Below are 17,536 nucleotides of genomic sequence, written 5' to 3'. Positions count from 1 at the left end.
CTGCACCCACACGGTTGCCCAACCACGTCCGACTTAAGTGGTGCAGGGGAAAGTCAGGCCGCGAGCCTTCGCCCAGCCGTGTATGAACTCTCGAATTTCTTGAGTTCGTGGGCCAGGAGGGACCTTCCCATCGCGCATTGACAGTGTCGCGCGATTTGCGAGCAGCCAAGGCAAGAGCCCGAGGCGGTCATAATTTTCGCCGGGATCGTTACGCCCTGGATTTAGCCATTGAACAAAGAGATCGAACTTCTCACCGACGGCGTACTCAAGGGTCTTACGCACCGCCTCGATGTACTGGATCGAGCACAGGACAATGCGACAATCTTGGTTTTCTAGGATGTCGCCCGCGTAGAGTTGGCGCTCCTCCGGAGAGCCGCTTATCAAGAAGACCTGAGCGCATTCCCCGCCGTGAAGCGGAAGCGTGCGCGGATGCTGACCAGTTCTCACTGTTCCCCCGAACAGGGTATTCCACGTGGTCGATTTGCCGGAGTTTCGATGTCCCAAGACCGCGACAAACAATCGATCACCCATGTCAGTTCCCCCCACCGACCCACCTGGGCAACACCGATATTGCGCCCTTCCCAAACAAGCAAACATCTCCCGTCGAAGCTGCGGAGTGCACCGCAGAACGAGTAATGGCAGTCAATCCAGAGGTTCTTCGATGGTTCGTAGCCAGAGACTTTGAACAAGACCCGCTTTAATCCGGAGTAGGTTCGACCATCGAACGTCGGTTGCCGATGAAACCCGTTGCAAATCTCAATGACCGGAACGCAAGCGCGAACGAAGGGCGAAGATCGTGCGGTGTGCTCGACAAGACACCCGACGCGAATTTACGAAGATGCCGGAGCTCGCACTTCATGAGCGATCTCCGAGGTTACGGCCTCGCTCGAAGCTTTTTCCCTTCCAATCGTTGGTCGAGGGACGCGAACTATCGTGCCTTGAATTGAAAACTCAAAATCCTCTGCATTGATCGTCACCGATACGTCCCCGTAGTGGACCTCGCGGTGATGGTTTGCGCACAGCGTCACTACATTGGTCGCTGACAGCGACCCGATCTGCCTCTTCGATACAGGCATCACGTGATGCGCTTCTACATAGGGCTCCCCGTTCCTCTTCTTAAATCCGATTGAGTTGAGCCCTAAGCCTTCGCAGAGTTGACACCGATACCCATTGGCTCGCTTCACCGCGGCGCCAATCGGCCCCCGCTCGATCCCTTTACTAACCCTCGTTTTCACCTCTGGGCTCGCATTCATGTAGCGCTGCTCCAATTCGGCGAGCTTGTCGGGCGTATCGACCGGCGGAGTCGTAGGTGAGGGCAATTCCTCTGCATCCTCGTTCAGAAGCGCGAGGACGGCTTGGAAGTCGTCGGCGGGAATAGGAAAGGACGCCGCTTGATGACCGTTCAGCAATAGGTGAGACAGTCCAGGGCGCTCGCGCCGCAATCGTTCGATTGAAAGCGGCCCGGTCAGGTACTTGCGAAGATACCGAATTGGCACCGTAGGCCAGCCTGGCTCGCGCTCCGCGCCCTCGGTCCAGTAAGCATCCGATGCCCCCGTGCCGGGAAAGGCTTCGCTTTCCACTTCGCATAGCGCGTAAATTCCTGGCTCCAGTGGAGATGCACCACCACGTTTCGCCACGCTTCGGCGATCAACGCCGACGCGCACAATGCCGAGTTGACCCGGCTTGAACTTGTACTGATCCGATGGTCGTACGCCCCAACTGTCGACGTCGATACCGTCGCTCAAAAAGCGGTCGATAGCCCATTTCGCTGGGTTGCAAACGAAGACCCAGTACGGAACGTCGCACTCTACAGAAACGCCATTTCCCGTCCCAGCCTCGATCTCGGCGAGGATTGCCTCTGATGCTGTGCCAAGCGCAGCGGGATCATTTGCAAAGTCCTGCCACACGGCCTCCTCAGTTTTGCTGCCTCTCTCCAAACCAACCCGACCATCCGTAGTGTACGAAGGGTCGATGCGGCGAAAATTCATCATCTTCATCGACACACCGTTGGGATTGCGAAATGTCGAAGCGCCGGACACGCCGCGCAGACGCGCGAGCGCCTTCAGCCTGTCTGATAACTCGATGATCCCTGGGTGTTCGGGGGCGTATGTGCTTCCCCGGAGTGTCATATAGAGGCTCAATGCCAAGATATGCTCCTCGCGGGTCCAGTCAGGATTACTTTTTGCGCTAACCGTCGACGGACGGGAGTTTCCGTTCTTAGCGGGTGGTCGCTCGCTGTCGTTTGGCAGCCCCAATGTCCGGCGCGCATACCACGCGGCCCGCTCCGAGAACTCCTCTGGATGATCTAGAATAATTTGCTCATAAGACAGATCCTGACGGTTCTCCTCCTGTAGAATTCGGAAACCCTGGGTCGGATTAGCCCGCGCGACCGCCTCTTCGGCTGAGCCTATGAGGCCCCGATTGCGGAGCTGTCCGAGTGTCCGCGTCGCGTCCTTGCCGTGACGCTTCATTACCCCGACGTACTCGCTTACTGCTTCGACAATTCGCGTTTCCGCCGGCGTGAGGCTGCTTAGATCGAGACCGGTACGTGCGCCGATAAGAGAGAAACCAAGAAAGGCGGACCGAGCCGTTATCGCCGTCGCGATCTCGTCGGTCATCGCACCGCGTCGATGAACATTTGTCTCGAATTGAGCCAGATCCTCAAAACTGGTGATCCGGCTCAGCGTGCGCGCGACCTGTTCATCCATCCCGCCCCCCCAAATGACAAAAGCCATTTTATCATCGCCGGTTAGGCGAAGGGCGCGCTAGTCCCATCCTAGAGCAGGGAAAAAGCGCGGTCCCTCGCCTGAGACCGGCCGACTGCTTAAGTGTCGATGCTGTCGGAAAACAAGGCTCAGCACATCAGGGCCCGGTGGCACGCCTAATTACCTCGACGGCTCCTGCAGCTGCCCTTCCGTCTCAACGCATTCTGTCGGAACATCCATAGGACCGACCTGACAATCTCGCGGCCGCGTCTGGTTCCAGACACGGATTAGCTGACAGCGGTTGTCCTTCCACCACTTGAAGATATTGCGTTCCCATTTTTCCAGCCCTCTTACCTCCGGAAGGCGCTCTCCGTCGGCGATACTGAAGCTCGCATCCTCGCCGGCATACCGTACGTGGAAGTGCGGTGGCGGATGCTCATTAGCCTGGATCGTCACCGATAGTCCGTGAATTTTGGCCACCTGTTTCTCGGTAAGAAATCGCATCCCCCGGTCGTCGAGGATTGGTCCCTGCTGAAAGCTTTCCGCGAGCTCTTCTGCTAGTTCGTTCGGTAGAGTTAGTTCGATTAGGGCCACAACGATCTCTCTCCTTCATTTATCGGGCGGCGCAACTGCCAAGTTCGCATACATGCAGGTCAGTCAAAAAAAGTGTTCAAAGAAAGCACCATTCGACAACCTGGTCAGGCGTTGGCCAGCCTACATTACCTGCGCGAGGTCGATCCGATGACGACAAAGACTCGTTGCTGGTACAGGATGGCCGACTTCCGGCGCCTACGAAAACGAGACGGTAGTTCGGCGGAGCTTCGAGCTGACTAACGTCGGGGTGCGCACATTCGAGCCGCTTTACTGGACGCTGGTCAGCCGGCTGATCACAACCAAGTACGATGCATTCATTGAGCGTTCTCTCGCTCTTGCAGGTAAGGACATCGCGCGGATCGTAGACGTGAAAGACATGCCGGGGCTGCGTCAGGAACAGGTGCAGGTCGTCAAGCTGCACGGAGATCTTGAGAGCGATGACACCATCGTGCTCACGGAAACAGACTACTTCAAGCGGCTTTCTTTTGAGGCGCCCCTCGACATCAAACTGCGAGCTGACACGTTAGGGCGGGCGGTGCTGTTCATTGGCTACAGCCTCTCAGACATCAACATCCGGCTTCTGTTGTTCAAGCTGGCTCAAGTTTGGAATGCCTCCGGTCATTCGCATAAACGACCCGCCTCCTACCTTTTCCTTGCTCGGCCTGACCCCATCCAAGAAGCTGTGCTCGGAGAATGGGGAGTGAAAGTGATCACTGAGGATGCTGACAATCCTGGTGATGCTTTGAGACTATTTCTAAAGCGGCTTGTTGCTGAGGCAACGGGATGAGCGGTGCCGACCAGTTGCATCAGGCTGCTGTTGCAACATGTTTCACTCGGGATGGTTCGTCTCGCTCTCGCGAGCTCTACAAGGCGTTCCGCCATTTAGAGGAGAAACGGCTTACCGCCGAGATGGATGTTAGTCGGCCACATCGAAAAATTCATTCCTTCGATTAAAAATCCGGACCCGCCATTATCCAGATCAGGGGTGGCGCAGCTAGGCCGCCTTGCGAGGCTTGGCCGCAGGCTCGGAACTGATGGGGGCAACAATGAGCGACGAGCTGGTGCAAGCGGAGGCGGATGCGCTTCTTGCAATGCCAAAGAAGTATGCGGAGGTCGCCTCCGTTCAGCTGCCTGACCGCGGAAAGTGTGCCGTCGACCTGGAAGGCATTGGAAACAAGCGAGAGCGGTTCTCCCTCGACATCAATCGAAGCTACATCAGCTTTTCAAAGATCACCTATCAGAACAGGGCACGGAGCGTTGTTGTTCTAGCTCGCCTGGACATCGACGGGGCACCGCACCGCAACCCTGACGACGAAGAAATCGCGTGCCCCCATCTCCATCTTTATAGAGAAGGCTTTGGCGATAAGTGGGCGTTCCCGCTGCCCCTCGGCATTTTCAGCGACCCCGCGGACCGCTGGAAAACTCTGCAAGAATTCATGGATTACTGCAAAATTGTCGAGGCGCCTTCGTTTGAGAGAGGCTTGCTGTGGTGACACCCATCGCCGAAGTACAACAGCTGGTCGATCAATATCGACTGTGGTTGAAAGACCGAACCCGATTGAGATCTGTACATTCCGACTGGGTGGAGATCACCACGCCCTTCATTGACCGCCACAATGACCTCATTCAGATCTATGCCCGCAAAGACGACTTTGGCTACCAGCTGACGGACGACGGCCATACGTTGAGAGATCTAGAATTGTCCGGCTGCGTTCTCGACACTCCAAAACGCAAGTCTCTGCTCCGGCTCGCATTGAGTGGTTTCGGCGTGGAGGAGGATGGCGGGACCCTTCGCGTGAGAGCCACGCCACAGAATTTTTCGGCTCGAAAACATGCCCTCGTCCAATCGATGCTGGCCGTCAACGATCTATTCTATACAGCGAGCCCAACCGTTCGAAGCCTATTTCGCGAAGACGTGGAGAACTGGCTTAGGCTGGCAGATATTCGCTTTGTTCCGAACGTTCAATTCACGGGCAAAAGCGGCTTTCAGCATCAGTTTGATTTTGCGATACCGGCTTCGCGCAGCGCGCCAGAGCGCATTTTGAAAGCGATTAACAATCCCAATAAAGACAGCGTCCTTAGCTTCATCATGGGCTGGCAGGACACGTCAGAGCAACGGCCCGAGGAGGCGCAGGCCTTCGCATTTTTGAACGACAATGAACGCGAAATCGCGCCGTCAGTCTTGGATGCCCTGCACCAATATGAAATTAGCCCTGTGCTATGGTCACATCGTGAAGATCAACGCGAGGCGCTAGTTGCCTAATGCAGATAAGCGCCGCGCGTGTTTCTCGCTCGGGGGCAACAATTTGAACGTCTGTGCTGGATTGACGGGGTTGATTTTGCTTGTCGTTTTGACAGGCGACGCGACCGCTAAGGACAAGCCTTCTGGGATCGCCTTGCCCCTAAGCGAGATTGTTGGCGGCGAAGCCTTCGCCGACGTGACCATCGACTATGTGTTCCGGCAGACGTTCACGACCACTCAAAGCAGCCGGCTGATTGTCGCTTAGCCGCGATATCTTCATCCGAGACCATCCCAGTAAGGCCGTCACTGCATAGCAGGACCTGGTCGCCGAAGTCGCCATCAGGGAATCCATGTAGCGCTGCTCCAATTCGGCGAGCTTGTCGGGCGTGTCGACCGGCAAAGACCTGGGTGAGGGCAATTCCTCTGCATCCTCGTTCAGAAGCGCGAAGACAGCTCGGAAGTCGTCGGCGGGAATAGAAAAGGACGCCGTTTGATGACCGTTCAGCAATAGGTGAGACAGTCCAGGGCGCTCACGTCGTAACCGCTCAAAAAGGTGGTGCAATTTGGTGCAAATCTGCTAGCAATAGGCTCTGCTCTATCAAAGACTTAGAAGTTCCGGCGGCGTTTCCCTCCCTCGCTACCAATACTCTCAGACACTTAGCGCAAGTTCGTCAGCTTCGCTGAAATGGCGAGCTACGAGCCAGCTACAATGCTGTAGCGGGCTTCAGCGGGAAAATGAAAGCTCGGGAATGAACAGCCGGGTGCGTTTTTAGGGAAGCGGATTCCCGAACTAAATTCCGGACGTGGTAACGGCAGTCCTCGACGATGAGCGATGATTTTCGTCAGCTGGAGGCTGAAGGGCTCGAGACCGAGACTGCGCTCCAAGGTCTGGGACAAGTTCGCCGCCCGGCGCGTCCGGTGATGGATTCGTTTTCACCGTTTGCGACAGCTCCGCAGACATGCCCACCCGGGACCCGGCATCGGTCAGATGAGATCCTTCAGTCGTTCTCGGCTGGATTGCACGATGACGTACAGCACGGGGATCAGGATTACGCCGAGCAGCGTTGCGGCCACCATCCCCCCGAAGATGGTGACGCCGATGGAACGGCGACTGGCAGCACCCGCGCCAGTCGCCAACACCAGCGGCAGGACGCCAAGAATTGACGCGAACGCCGTCATGAGAACAGGACGGTAGCGTTGACCAGTGCCCGCTTCAGCGGCCTCGCGGATGCTCATGCCCTCTTCTCGTCGGGCCTTCGCGAACCCTACGATCAGAATGGCGTTCTTGGCGGCCAGCCCGATCAGCAGCACCAAGCCGATCTGAGCATAAACATCGAGGTCGATCCCGGCACCCAGCAGATTTGCCAGAGCTCCCAGCGCAGCGACCGACACAGACAGCATCACTGCGACGGGTACGCTCCAGCTCTCATACTGCGCGACGAGAAACAGATATGCGAAGACGATGCCCATCGCGAGGATCGTTACAGTCTGGCTGCCCGCCCGACGCTCCTGCAAGGCAAGCCCCGTCCATTCGAATCCGAAGCCGTCTGGCAGATTTTCTTGCGCGACGGTCTCCATGGCAGCCAGTGCTTGTCCGGTACTGTTTCCCGGCGCAGCTTGTCCATTCACAGCGACGGCCGGAAACAGATTGTAGCGGCTGATCGTGTTGGGGCCGAACGAGGTGGATGTCGTGACGATCGATTGGAGAGGGACGAGGCTCCCCGTCTGGCTCCGCACATGAAGTCGCTGGATGTCCTCGACCCGGCTGCGGAACTGCGGCTCGTCTTGGATGCGGACCTGGAACACGCGGGAAAAGATGTTGAAGTCATCGACGTACAGGGACCCTAAGTGGGCCTGCATGGTTTGGAAAATTGTCCCGGCGGAGATCCCGAGAAGTTCCGCTCTCTTTCGGTCCACTCCGAGATAGACCTGCGGAACGTCGGCGGTGAAGGTGCTGAAGATTCCCGCAAGCTGCGGAGCCTGGTTCGCCCTGACGATGAGACCCCTTGTGACCTCGGCCAATTCTTGCTGCGTTTGTCCGGCGAGCGCCTGAACTCGAAGGTCGAAGCCCCCAGTCGTGCCGAGGCCGGAGATCGCAGGAGGATTGAACGGCACAACGGATGCGGCCGGAAGTCCGACGAACTGGCTTCTCAGGCGGCTGATGATGCCGTCGACAGCCTCAGTCGGGTTATTCCGTTCGCCCCAAGGCTTAAGCGCGGCGATCACCATGCCGAATTCCGACCCGCTGCCGCCGATCATGCTGTTGCCCGCGATACTGATGCTGTCGGCGATTCCGGGCGTCTGCCGCAGGATTCCGACGACGTCATCGAGCACCGCATCCGTGCGCTCCAGCGAAGCTGCGTTTGGCAACTGAACGTTGACGAAGAAATAGCCGAGGTCCTCCGACGGTATGAAACCCGTCGGCAGCAATCGAAACAGACCGAACACACCCGCGAAGACCAGGACCAGAACGAGGGACGACAGGATCAGCCGACGGGCCAGCCAATCCAGCAGGCGGAGATACCATCCGCGCGACTTTTCGAGCGACAAATTGAAGGCCCGGAACCACGCGAAGCTAGTCTCATGCCGCCTGAGGATCAGTGCGCATAGGGCCGGACTCAACGTCAGGGCATTGATCGTAGAAAAGGCGATGGTTACCAGGATGGTGACGGCAAATTGCCGATAGAGCTCCCCCGTTATCCCCGCGACGAACCCGATGGGAACGAACAGGGCTGCGAGAACGAGCGTCGTTGCCACGATCGGTCCGGTGACTTGAAGCATTGTCCGCCTGGTCGCCTCGGCGACTGCGATTGAGGGATCTTCCTTCAGCATCCGCTGCACGTTCTCTACGACGATGATGGCGTCGTCGACGACGAGACTGATCGCGAGGATGATTGCGAACAGAGTGATCGTGTTGGCCGAGTATCCGAGCGCGTAGAGGACGGCGAAGCCCCCGATAAGGGACACGGGAATGGTCAAAGCGGGAATCAGGGTGGCCCGCCAGTCTTGCAAGAAGGCATAGGTGACCAGCACGACGAGGATGAATGTGATAAGGAGCGTCACGAAAACTTCTCGGATCGCCTCGGTCACGAAGGACGTCGTGTCGAATACGATGGCGTAGGCGAGATCGTCGGGAAATTGGGAGACCAGGCGTTCCAGCTCAGTTTTTATCGCTGTCGACACCGCCAGTGCGTTGGCGTCGGGCGATTGGTAGACGACGACCGCTGCGCTGGGCTGACCATTGAACCGCGTTCTCGTGTCGTAGGTCTGTGCGCCGAGTTCCACCCGGGCCACGTCGCGCACCCTGACGATCGCCCCGTTCGGGTTCGTCCGGACAATGATGCTCCCAAATTCCTCGGCGCTGGCGAGGCGCCCGCGCGCCATGACGGTCAGTTGAAGTTGCTGGCCTACATCGGCGGGTGGGGACCCCAGTTGACCGGCGGATGCCTGCGCATTCTGGGCCTGGATCGCGGAAACCAAATCGGCTGCGGTGATCCCGAGCGACTGCATCCGATCCGGATTCATCCAGATCCGCATGCTGTACAGCGGACCGAAAACCGTGGCCTCGCCAACGCCGGGTATCCGGGCAATGGCGTCACGTACATTGATCGAGGCGTAGTTGCTGATGAATATCTCGTCCCGCGTGCCCCTGGGCGAATAGATGGACACACCCATCAGCATGCTCGTCGATCGGCTGCGGACCGAGACACCTGTCTGGGTGACCGCCGGCGGAAGCCGCGGCAAGGCGAGCGCCACGCGGTTTTGGACATTGACCTGAGCGATCGCAGGATCGGTGCCGACGGCAAAGGTCACCGTCAGCGTGTACGTGCCGTTGTTGCTGCTAGAGGACGACATGTAGATCATGTCTTCCACGCCGTTCACCTGGTCCTCTATCGGGGCACCGATACTGTCGGTGACGACGCTGGCGTTGGCGCCCGGATAATTGGCGGTGACCTGGACCTCCGGCGGCGTTATCTGCGGGAATTGGGCGACCGGGATCTGTGTGAGGGCGATAAGGCCCGCTAGCGTCATGACGATGGCAATCACGGCTGCGGAGCGTGGACGATCGATAAAGTAGGATGAGATCATGGGCCGCCCGCCCCGGCCACTGGAGCATCGTTATCGGCGGCATTCTCCGAAACGATGGGCCGAACGACGGTCCCCGGCCGAACATTCTGCAAGCCTTGGACGATCAGGCTCTCGCCTCCGCCAAGCCCCTCCTCCACCGTCCAATATTGGCCGATCTGCGCGCCCACCCGAATCCGCCTGATCCCAACTCGATCGCCGTGCTCGAGGACGAGAACGAACCGTCCGTCTCGGTCCTGCTCTACGGCACCGATCGGCACTACGGGGCGACGCATCGGCTCTGCCCGCTGAACGGAGACGGTCACGAACTGGCCCGGCACGAGCATCGCTCGAGAGTTAGCGAACCTGGCCCAAATCGGAATGGTTCCGGTCTGAGGATCGAATTCGTTGCCGAAGAACTCGATCTCGCCCGTCGGCTCGTAGGCGACTCCGGTTGGAAATCGCACGGTCGGAACGAAGCGTTTCGAGAGCTCGTCTTCGCTGAGGTCTCCCGCCTGGGTGCGAAGTTCCAGAATCGTGCGGTCGCTCACGGAGAAAACGACACGGATGGGATCGACCTGGACGACCCGCGCCAGAGGCTCGGAGGTCGGGCCGACCAGACTCCCGACCGAAAAAGCGGCCCGCCCCACTCTCCCGGAGATGGGAGCCCTGATCGTGGTGTAGTCGAGATTCAATTGAGCCTGTCGGACGCTCGCCTCGGCCGATTTTACGTTCGCTTGCGCGACGTCGCGCGCTGCGACCGCCTCGTCCAGGGTTGCCTGCGCTATGGCATTGGTCCGTCGAAGTTCCTGATTGCGCTGGAAACGCTGCTCGGCCTCCTGCAGCGTCGCCTGCGCGCTGGCGAGCGTCGCTTTGGTAACTGCAAGCGCGGCCTCGTAGGCCGTCGTCTCGATGATGAAAAGGACCTGTCCCTGCTGGATCAGCTGCCCCTCTTGGAACGGCCGCTCCTGCACGAAACCCTCCACGCGCGCGCGGACATCGACCGAATTTTGCGCCTCGACGCGCCCGACGAATTCAGTTCCGGGCGAGACATCCCTAACGAGGACAGGCGTTACGCCGACGGCGGGCAGCGGGGCTTCGGCTGCGGAAGCGGATGCTGCGACCAAGCCGAGCCATCCAAGCGATATCCCTAAGGCCGAGAATCCCGGCATCCCATCGAGGTGCACGCGGCGGTCCTTCCCTGAACTAGTTTTATCCCGCTCCTGGAAGCCGGACCCTTCGGCTCCTGACCCAGCGGCCCGGAACCCATACCCAACGCCCTTGGCGAGCGGTCCATACCCAACGCCCCTCAAGCCATTCGAAGCCCGGCCGATTATCCGGAACGGCCTCGTAGCGCGCTGGCGGCGCTGGTGGGCGCCGACCCCACGACGGGAAGGGACTCCGCCGCCGACCATCAGGAACAGTCTGCGCGTACACGGGGTCGAAGGCGACCGAACTGGCTGCAAACCCGCTGCCCAGTCCAAGTATCAATTGCCGACGAGACAGCATCGTTTTGGACCTCGCGCTCTTTTACAAATATACTCGACTACACTTTCTCACGTATAAGGACGACGCGGCACCTGATTATTATGGCCAATTCGGGCAGCACTCGTCGGCATTCTTGCTCCCACGACGACAGTGAGCAGCGGACTGGCAAGATTGAAGAAACAGAAAGGGAGATAAAGCAGGGTAGGAACTCCCAGCACTGCGGACATATAGGCGCCGCACGAATTCCAGGGCACGAGCGGCGAGGTGACGGTTCCGGCATCGGCAAGCGTGCGCGAAAGGTTCGTGGACGGCAGGCCGCGCGCCTCGAATTCTCTTCGGAAAAGCCGGGCGGGAAGCACCAGCGCCAGATACTGGTCGCCTGCGATGATGTTGAGCCCGATCGCGGTGCCGGCGGCACTTGCCACCAATTGCCCCGATGTTCGCGCCGCCTTGAGCATTGGCGTGATAAGCTTCGAAAGCAGGCCGAATTCGTCCAGCAGGGTACCGAACACCAGCGCTCCGAGGATCAGCCAGATCGTCTTCAGCATGCTGTCCATGCCGCCGCGCGACAGCAGGCTGTCGACCTCGGCAATGCCCGAAGTTGTCCGGTATCCGGTAGCGAGCGCCTGCCAGATGCCCTTGATGTAATCCCACGGCGCGGCGGTCTGGTCCGTCCCGACGAACCGCAGCACCGCCTCGGACTGCAGCAGCGGCGCCATCAATCCGGCGAACAGCGCGGCGGCCATGATCGCCAGCGACGCTGGGACCCGGAGAACGGAGAGGGTGACGAGCAGGACGAGCGGCAACAGGTTCAGCGGGGTGATATGGAAAAGCCCGTCGAGAGCCACGAGCTCGGAGGCGATGACCGCCTCCCCTGCCCCCTCGCTGCCGTCCATCAGGCCGATCATCCCGAACAGCACCGCCGCCAAAATGAAGGCGGGAACGGAGGTCTTCATCTGGGCGCGCAGATGGGTGTAGACGTCATTCCCCGTCAGTTGCGCGGCAAGGACCGTCGTCTCGGAGAGCGGCGACAGCTTGTCGCCGACATAGGCGCCGGAGACCACGGCCCCCGCAGTTATAACGGGCGACACGCCGGCAAGGGTCGCCAGGGCGGTCAGGCCGACGCCGATCGTCCCCGCCGTCGTCCATGAACTGCCGATCCCCATCGAGATCGCGGAGCAGATGACGAGGCTCGCGAGATAGAACCAGTTCGGACTGAGGATCTGGATGCCATAGAACACCAGCGTCGGAATCGTGCCCGACATGTTCCAGGCGCCGATCAGCGCTCCGACGGAAAGCAGGATGAAGATCGCGCTGACCACGGAGGACACGCCCTTGCGGCCCGCCTCGGCGATCTCCTCCCATGGATGACCGTTCTTCAGAATGATGAGGGCCGTGAACATAGCGGCGAGGATGAGCGCCACCTGTATCGGTCCCTCCGTGGCCTGAAGGCCGAAAAGCGCGACCGCACCGGCGATGAGCACGACCAGCAGCAGCATCGGGGCGATGCCGTCGGCGTAGGAAGGTTCCTTGATCTTTCGCGGTGGTTCGTCGGCTTCGGTCATGGTCGCCTCATCGCAACTCCGGGTCCGGGCCCCGCCCCGAATGGTGGACCCGCCACAGTCAGCCAACGACTTCCGAGGAGAGGACCATGCGGTCGTGCGTTGGGCGGCGACCTCAGATCCAGCGCCAATAGGGCACGCGACGGCACCTGCGAACCCAGCGGCCCCGGCGGCGGTAGCGGCGGCAGACCAGACGGGACCGGCGGACGCGGCGGCGATGTGGTCGGCCGCGGTGCCAAACCGGCTGAACGGCGCCCTGCTCCGTCGACGGAGGACTTATCACTTCGGACCCGCTGGGAACTGTTTTGGGGGCAATAGGCAGTGCGCTGACCGAACGCGGAACTGTTGCGGCGAGCGCGACGAGACCGGCGCTGCCGAATAGACCGATTACGAATGAACGTCTGTCCATGCCTGCTCCTCCGTGACGATACTTCCGATCGCGGGCCTCGCACACCCTGACCCGGGCAAGCCGGTCTTACGACCGCGGCCATCTCTCGTCATGAACCGGATTTCCGACCGGCAGTGCGCTCAGCGCCGAAACGTCGGGCCATCCACCCGATTGCTCCGTAGGCTACTCCGCCGAACATCAGCGAAGCGGCGAGCATGAGGCCGGGCGTATAGAGCCCAGCGAAGTGGAACTTGGCGAGCAGGACCCCTCCGGCAAGGATGGCGACCACGCCGGAGCCTAGAAGCAAGCTCCAGCCCTTTTCCGGTCGAACCCTCAATCCAAGAGCAACCTGCATCACACCCTGGATGATGAATGTCGCGGCGAGCACCGCGGTGATCGCAATGGCACCGGCGAACGGGTTTCCGTAGACAAGCACTCCCCCGATCAGCTGGACGACCCCCAACAGCAGATGCCAGGTGAACCCCGCCCATCTCCTCACCTGGAACGACTGAACGATCTGAATGCCGCCGCTCACGGCGAGGGTCGCGCCCAGCATCACACCGACCGCGAACGTCGATAGAAGCGGCAGGAACAGCGCCACTACTCCCAGCAGGAACAAGGCTGCTCCGAGAGCCAAGAAGGAGAACCATTTGCGGCCTTCTTCGCCGGCCGCCGATATTTGCAGCGAGTGTATCTCGGCCATGGCATCCTCCGGCAAGCTGCGACGCCCGCGACGTGTCGACCCTTGGGTGTCAGCCCGGTGCGGGGGCCAGGTTCCCCTCGGCCACCGGAACAGAATCGCTTGAGGCTGTTGCCCTCGAGAGTGCCTCCTGCAGGTTCTTCTCCTGCTCGGGGGACAAGGACGACCGAAGTATCTTGCCGTGATAGCCCGACAGCTCCTGCAGGACCTTATCGGGCTGTGCCTTGCGGATCAGCAGAAACAGTGCCGACGTATCCGGCTGCAGGGTTTCACCAAGCGAACGAATGAAGCCGTCGTTGATGCCGTAGTCCATGGCGCTCCCAGACAGGGCACCCGTGCCCGCGCCGACCGCTCCGCCGATCGCCATACCTGCGAGTGGGTTGGCCAGCAAGAGTCCGATCAGCCCGCCCCAGATCGCGCCAGTCATTCCACCACCGGCGGCTCCGGCCCTGACGAGATTCATGCTTTGCTTGATGCGGGTTTGCCCATCGGGGCTTCGGATGGCGACAACCGCATCCTCCAGATCGATGAGATACTCCTTCTGCAGCCTGACCAGTTCAGTCAAGACGCGGTCCGCATCGTGCGGATTGTCGAAGCCCACGACCACCAGCTCTGACATGGCATGCTCTCCTCTCGACGACCGAAAGTCTCGAGCGACCGGGACACTCTGCGGACTCCATGTTGCACAACCTCCGCCGAGGTCCGGACCGCCAAGGTCCCATGAACTCCGTCCAAGAGAAGAAGACAGAGTGTCAGCCAAGCATGTATTGGTACTTTAACTTAAACATGTATAAAAATCGATAAACAGTTCAAAATTCAGCATATTCTAGACGACTGCATGGCGTCTCCAATGCATCGTCTCTTTAGGTGCTGACACCTTATTATGGTGCGACAAGTTGTCAAGAGACGAATATTCTGCGAGGTTTTGCCACCCTCCGGCGAAACCTTGGAAGCTGGATGATGGCGACGCTGCCCGTAAGCACCGCAGGAATCATGCTAATCGCCGTCGTGATGGTTCTCGGCGGGCTGAAGCTGGCGAGCGCGGTGGTCGCTCCCGCGATGCTGGCGCTGTTCATCATCGCGCTCGCATGGCCCCTGCAAGGCTGGCTTCAGGCCAAGCTGCCGCGCCTCGCAGCTCTCGTCCTCACCCTCCTGACCATCCTGGCGGCGTTCGCCCTCCTGTCTTCCGTCGGCACCTGGGCCTTCAGCCACGTCGGTCGCTGGACCATGGCGAACGCCCAGACGTTCCAGGCAACTTACGACCGCGCGGCAAACTGGCTCGAAGGGCATGGAATAGCGGTCGCCGGCATCTGGGCGGAACACTTCAGCGCAGGATGGGTCCTGGGCTTGATCCAGCGGCTAACGGCCCACATCAACGCGACGATCACCTTCTCTCTGGTGGTGCTGATCTATGTGGCGCTCGGGCTCGTCGAAGTAGACGCCATCGCCGCGAGGATACGCTCACTGCCGAGGAAACCGCTCGCACGGGCGATCCTCGAAGGCTGCGCCGAGACGGCTCGAAAATGGCGACGCTTTATGGTCGTCCGGACGCTCATGAGCGTTCTTACCGGCACGCTCGTCTGGATCTTCGCAGTTGCTCTCGGCTTGCCGCTCGCACGCGAATGGGGCGTCATCGCCTTTGTTTTTAACTACATACCAATCATCGGTCCCTTCTTCGCGACGCTGTTGCCGACCCTGATCTCGGCGGTGCAGATGGAGAGTTGGCAGAGCGTGGCGACCGTGCTCGGCTGCATGTGGTCCATCCAGTTGATAGTCGGCAGCTACGTCGAGCCGCGCCTTTACGGCTCCGCCCTCACGATCTCACCCACGATCGTGCTCTTCTCCATCTTTCTCTGGACGTACCTCTGGGGCCTGCCTGGCACTGTGCTCGGCGTGCCGATCGCCGTGGCGGCGCTCACATTCTGCCGGATCGACCCGCGGACTGAATGGCTGGCGACCTTGGCGTCGACGGCACCGCCTCAGGGCGATCCACGCCTCGCGGCCGAAGGCGGATTCCCGCGAGAACCCGCAGCGCCGACGACTTCAACGAAGCGAATGGGCGGCGAAACTATTCACACAGATCAAGCAGTCGCGCTGCGTGAGCGCGGATCATGGCACACGCGTTGGGTGAAATGAAATGTTGACTTGACAATATGCTACAGTACAGTTCGGCGCAGTCTGAATAGACCGTCAATGTATCTGCCGCCAATATCGCGGCCTTCGCAGCTACTGCTTGCCGTATGCTGAGTATTATCTCTATGTAAGCATAGAATACTTCTAAAATGAAAGCCATTTCACTGACCACGTGAGGAGGCGCGCATGACGACGACGTCTGCTGCAGATCAGGTCGCGGCATCATCGACCGAGCAGAAGCTCAAGCTTCCGGTTCTCACTGCGATGGTCATCGGCTCGATGGTCGGGTCGGGAATTTTCTCCCTGCCACGAACCTTCGGACTCGCGACAGGCCCCTTCGGTGCGATCATCGCCTGGTGCATCGCCGCCAGTGGAATGTACATGCTCGCACGCGTCTTCCAGGCACTCGCCGAACGCAAGCCTGATTTGGATGCCGGCGTCTACGCCTATGCGAAGGAAGGTTTCGGAAACTATCCGGGATTTCTCTCCGCGCTCGGCTACTGGATTGGCAGCTGCATCGGCAACGTCTCCTATTGGGTGCTGATCAAGTCCACCCTCGGCGCCTTCTTCCCGGTCTTCGGCGATGGAAACACCGTGGCCGCCATTGTCGTCGCGTCCGTTGGCATCTGGCTGTTCCACTTCATGATCCTGCGCGGCACCGAGCAGGCGGCGTTCATCAATACCGTCGTCACCATTGCCAAGATCATCCCAATCCTCGTCTTCATCTTCATTCTGTTCTTTGCGTTCAAGCTCGACTTGTTCCGTGCCAATTTCTGGGGCGGCGAAGGCATGCCTCCGACGAGCCTGCTCGAGCAGGTGCGCGCCACCATGCTGGTCACAGTATTTGTATTCCTCGGGATCGAGGGCGCGAGCGTCTATTCGCGCTATGCACAGAGGCGCTCGCATGTCGGCGTCGCAACAATCATCGGCTTTCTGAGCGTCACCACGCTCATGGTGCTCGTGACGCTGCTGCCTTACGGCGTGTTGGAGCGACCCGACATCGCGGGCATGCGGCAACCGTCCATGGCGGCCGTGCTCGAAGCCGTTGTCGGACATTGGGGTGCGGTGTTCGTCAGTATCGGGCTTCTGATCTCGGTGCTCGGCGCGTATCTCGCCTGGTCGCTGATCTGCGCCGAAGTGCTGTTCGCCGCGGCGAAGACCAAGGACATGCCGAAGATCTTCGCGAGGCAGAACGAGAACCGGGTGCCGGCGGCGGCGCTGTGGCTCACCAACATCATCGTCCAGTTGTTCGTCATCAGCACCTATTGGTCGAACGACGCCTTCTCGCTGATGCTGAACCTGACCAGCGTGATGGCGCTGATCCCGTTCCTGCTCGTCGCCGCCTACGGCTTGCAGTTGGCCATGCGCGGCGAGACTTATGGGACCCGGCCGCAGGAACGCAGACGCGACATGATCTTTGCGGCGCTTGCCGTCATCTACACGCTGTTTCTGATCTATTCCGCCGGCATGAAGTTCCTGGTTCTCTCAGCGATCCTGTATGGACCGGGAACCATCCTCTACTTCTGGGCGCGGCGGGAGGAGAACCGAAAGTTGTTCACGCCGATCGAATGGGGCGTGTTCATCGTGGCCATGATCCTGTGCAGTATCGGGATCCACGGCCTCGCCACTGGCTACATCACCATTTGACAGAACGGAGAT

At 59.9% G+C, this 17,536-nt stretch carries 15 protein-coding genes; 6 read left to right on the top strand and 9 right to left on the bottom strand.

All coding sequences use genetic code 11. The features are described 5' to 3' along the window. Nucleotides 1-33: 33 nt before the first annotated feature. From ACFPFW_RS00800 to ACFPFW_RS00790, 3 genes are all read right to left on the bottom strand, one after another. Complete coding sequence (locus ACFPFW_RS00800) at nucleotides 34-531, bottom strand: hypothetical protein (RefSeq protein ID WP_114955335.1); 498 nt, start codon at nucleotides 529-531, stop codon at nucleotides 34-36. A gap of 299 nt (nucleotides 532-830) precedes the next feature. Next, nucleotides 831-2,708 carry an EVE domain-containing protein gene (locus ACFPFW_RS00795; RefSeq protein ID WP_162799560.1) on the bottom strand — a complete coding sequence of 626 codons (1,878 nt, stop codon included), beginning with the start codon at nucleotides 2,706-2,708 and terminating at the stop codon, nucleotides 831-833. Between the two features lie 177 nt (nucleotides 2,709-2,885). Then, nucleotides 2,886-3,209: a DUF4160 domain-containing protein gene (locus ACFPFW_RS00790; RefSeq protein ID WP_379769230.1), complete on the bottom strand. Its 324-nt coding sequence runs from the start codon at nucleotides 3,207-3,209 to the stop codon at nucleotides 2,886-2,888. Nucleotides 3,210-3,546: 337 nt separating this feature from the next. Between ACFPFW_RS00790 and ACFPFW_RS00785 the strand changes: the two genes are divergently transcribed. The 4 genes from ACFPFW_RS00785 (at nucleotide 3,547) to ACFPFW_RS00770 (ending at nucleotide 5,806) form a co-directional block, all read left to right on the top strand. Further along, complete coding sequence (locus ACFPFW_RS00785) at nucleotides 3,547-4,086, top strand: SIR2 family NAD-dependent protein deacylase (RefSeq protein ID WP_162799559.1); 540 nt, start codon at nucleotides 3,547-3,549, stop codon at nucleotides 4,084-4,086. Nucleotides 4,087-4,345: 259 nt separating this feature from the next. After that, nucleotides 4,346-4,792: a DUF6978 family protein gene (locus tag ACFPFW_RS00780; protein WP_114955331.1), complete on the top strand. Its 447-nt coding sequence runs from the start codon at nucleotides 4,346-4,348 to the stop codon at nucleotides 4,790-4,792. Next, nucleotides 4,786-5,562 carry a DUF1829 domain-containing protein gene (locus ACFPFW_RS00775; protein WP_379768993.1) on the top strand — a complete coding sequence of 259 codons (777 nt, stop codon included), beginning with the start codon at nucleotides 4,786-4,788 and terminating at the stop codon, nucleotides 5,560-5,562. Before ACFPFW_RS00780 ends, ACFPFW_RS00775 begins: the two co-directional genes overlap by 7 nt. After that, the gene (locus ACFPFW_RS00770; RefSeq protein WP_162799558.1) at nucleotides 5,555-5,806 is read left to right on the top strand and encodes a hypothetical protein; all 252 of its coding nucleotides are present in this window, start codon (nucleotides 5,555-5,557) and stop codon (nucleotides 5,804-5,806) included. Before ACFPFW_RS00775 ends, ACFPFW_RS00770 begins: the two co-directional genes overlap by 8 nt. 719 nt (nucleotides 5,807-6,525) lie before the next feature. Here ACFPFW_RS00770 and ACFPFW_RS00765 read toward each other — a convergent pair. The 6 genes from ACFPFW_RS00765 to ACFPFW_RS00740 all read right to left on the bottom strand — a co-directional run bounded on the left by ACFPFW_RS00765 (nucleotide 6,526) and on the right by ACFPFW_RS00740 (nucleotide 14,363). Continuing rightward, a complete protein-coding gene (locus ACFPFW_RS00765; RefSeq protein ID WP_114955329.1) occupies nucleotides 6,526-9,630 on the bottom strand; it encodes an efflux RND transporter permease subunit in 3,105 nt (1,034 codons plus the stop codon). Further along, entirely contained in the window at nucleotides 9,627-10,778 is a 1,152-nt protein-coding gene (locus tag ACFPFW_RS00760) for an efflux RND transporter periplasmic adaptor subunit (RefSeq protein ID WP_114955328.1), read from the bottom strand. The genes ACFPFW_RS00765 and ACFPFW_RS00760 overlap by 4 nt, the downstream gene beginning before the upstream one ends. 40 nt (nucleotides 10,779-10,818) lie before the next feature. Beyond that, nucleotides 10,819-11,115, bottom strand: a complete 297-nt coding sequence (locus tag ACFPFW_RS00755) for a YXWGXW repeat-containing protein (RefSeq protein ID WP_114955327.1) — start codon at nucleotides 11,113-11,115, stop codon at nucleotides 10,819-10,821. Between the two features lie 47 nt (nucleotides 11,116-11,162). Continuing rightward, on the bottom strand, nucleotides 11,163-12,659 hold the full coding sequence (locus ACFPFW_RS00750; RefSeq protein WP_114955326.1) for a Na+/H+ antiporter NhaC family protein: 1,497 nt from the start codon (nucleotides 12,657-12,659) through the stop codon (nucleotides 11,163-11,165). Nucleotides 12,660-13,153: 494 nt separating this feature from the next. Continuing rightward, on the bottom strand, nucleotides 13,154-13,747 hold the full coding sequence (locus tag ACFPFW_RS00745) for an HdeD family acid-resistance protein (protein ID WP_114955324.1): 594 nt from the start codon (nucleotides 13,745-13,747) through the stop codon (nucleotides 13,154-13,156). 49 nt (nucleotides 13,748-13,796) lie between these two features. Beyond that, nucleotides 13,797-14,363 (bottom strand): DUF1269 domain-containing protein, encoded by a 567-nt coding sequence (locus ACFPFW_RS00740; protein ID WP_114955323.1) that lies wholly within the window; start codon nucleotides 14,361-14,363, stop codon nucleotides 13,797-13,799. Between the two features lie 374 nt (nucleotides 14,364-14,737). On the opposite strand from ACFPFW_RS00740, the gene ACFPFW_RS00735 reads away from it, so the two are divergent. Both ACFPFW_RS00735 and ACFPFW_RS00730 read left to right on the top strand, forming a co-directional pair. Beyond that, nucleotides 14,738-15,880 carry an AI-2E family transporter gene (locus ACFPFW_RS00735; RefSeq protein WP_379768987.1) on the top strand — a complete coding sequence of 381 codons (1,143 nt, stop codon included), beginning with the start codon at nucleotides 14,738-14,740 and terminating at the stop codon, nucleotides 15,878-15,880. Nucleotides 15,881-16,063: 183 nt separating this feature from the next. Continuing rightward, a complete protein-coding gene (locus ACFPFW_RS00730) occupies nucleotides 16,064-17,524 on the top strand; it encodes a basic amino acid/polyamine antiporter (protein WP_114955322.1) in 1,461 nt (486 codons plus the stop codon). Nucleotides 17,525-17,536: the final 12 nt, after the last annotated feature.

The organism is Flaviflagellibacter deserti, assembly GCF_042652085.1.
GTDB classification, from domain to species: domain Bacteria; phylum Pseudomonadota; class Alphaproteobacteria; order Rhizobiales; family Methylopilaceae; genus Flaviflagellibacter; species Flaviflagellibacter deserti.
Note: the sequence above shows the minus strand (reverse complement) of the source record. Positions and strands in the feature narration are given on the sequence as shown.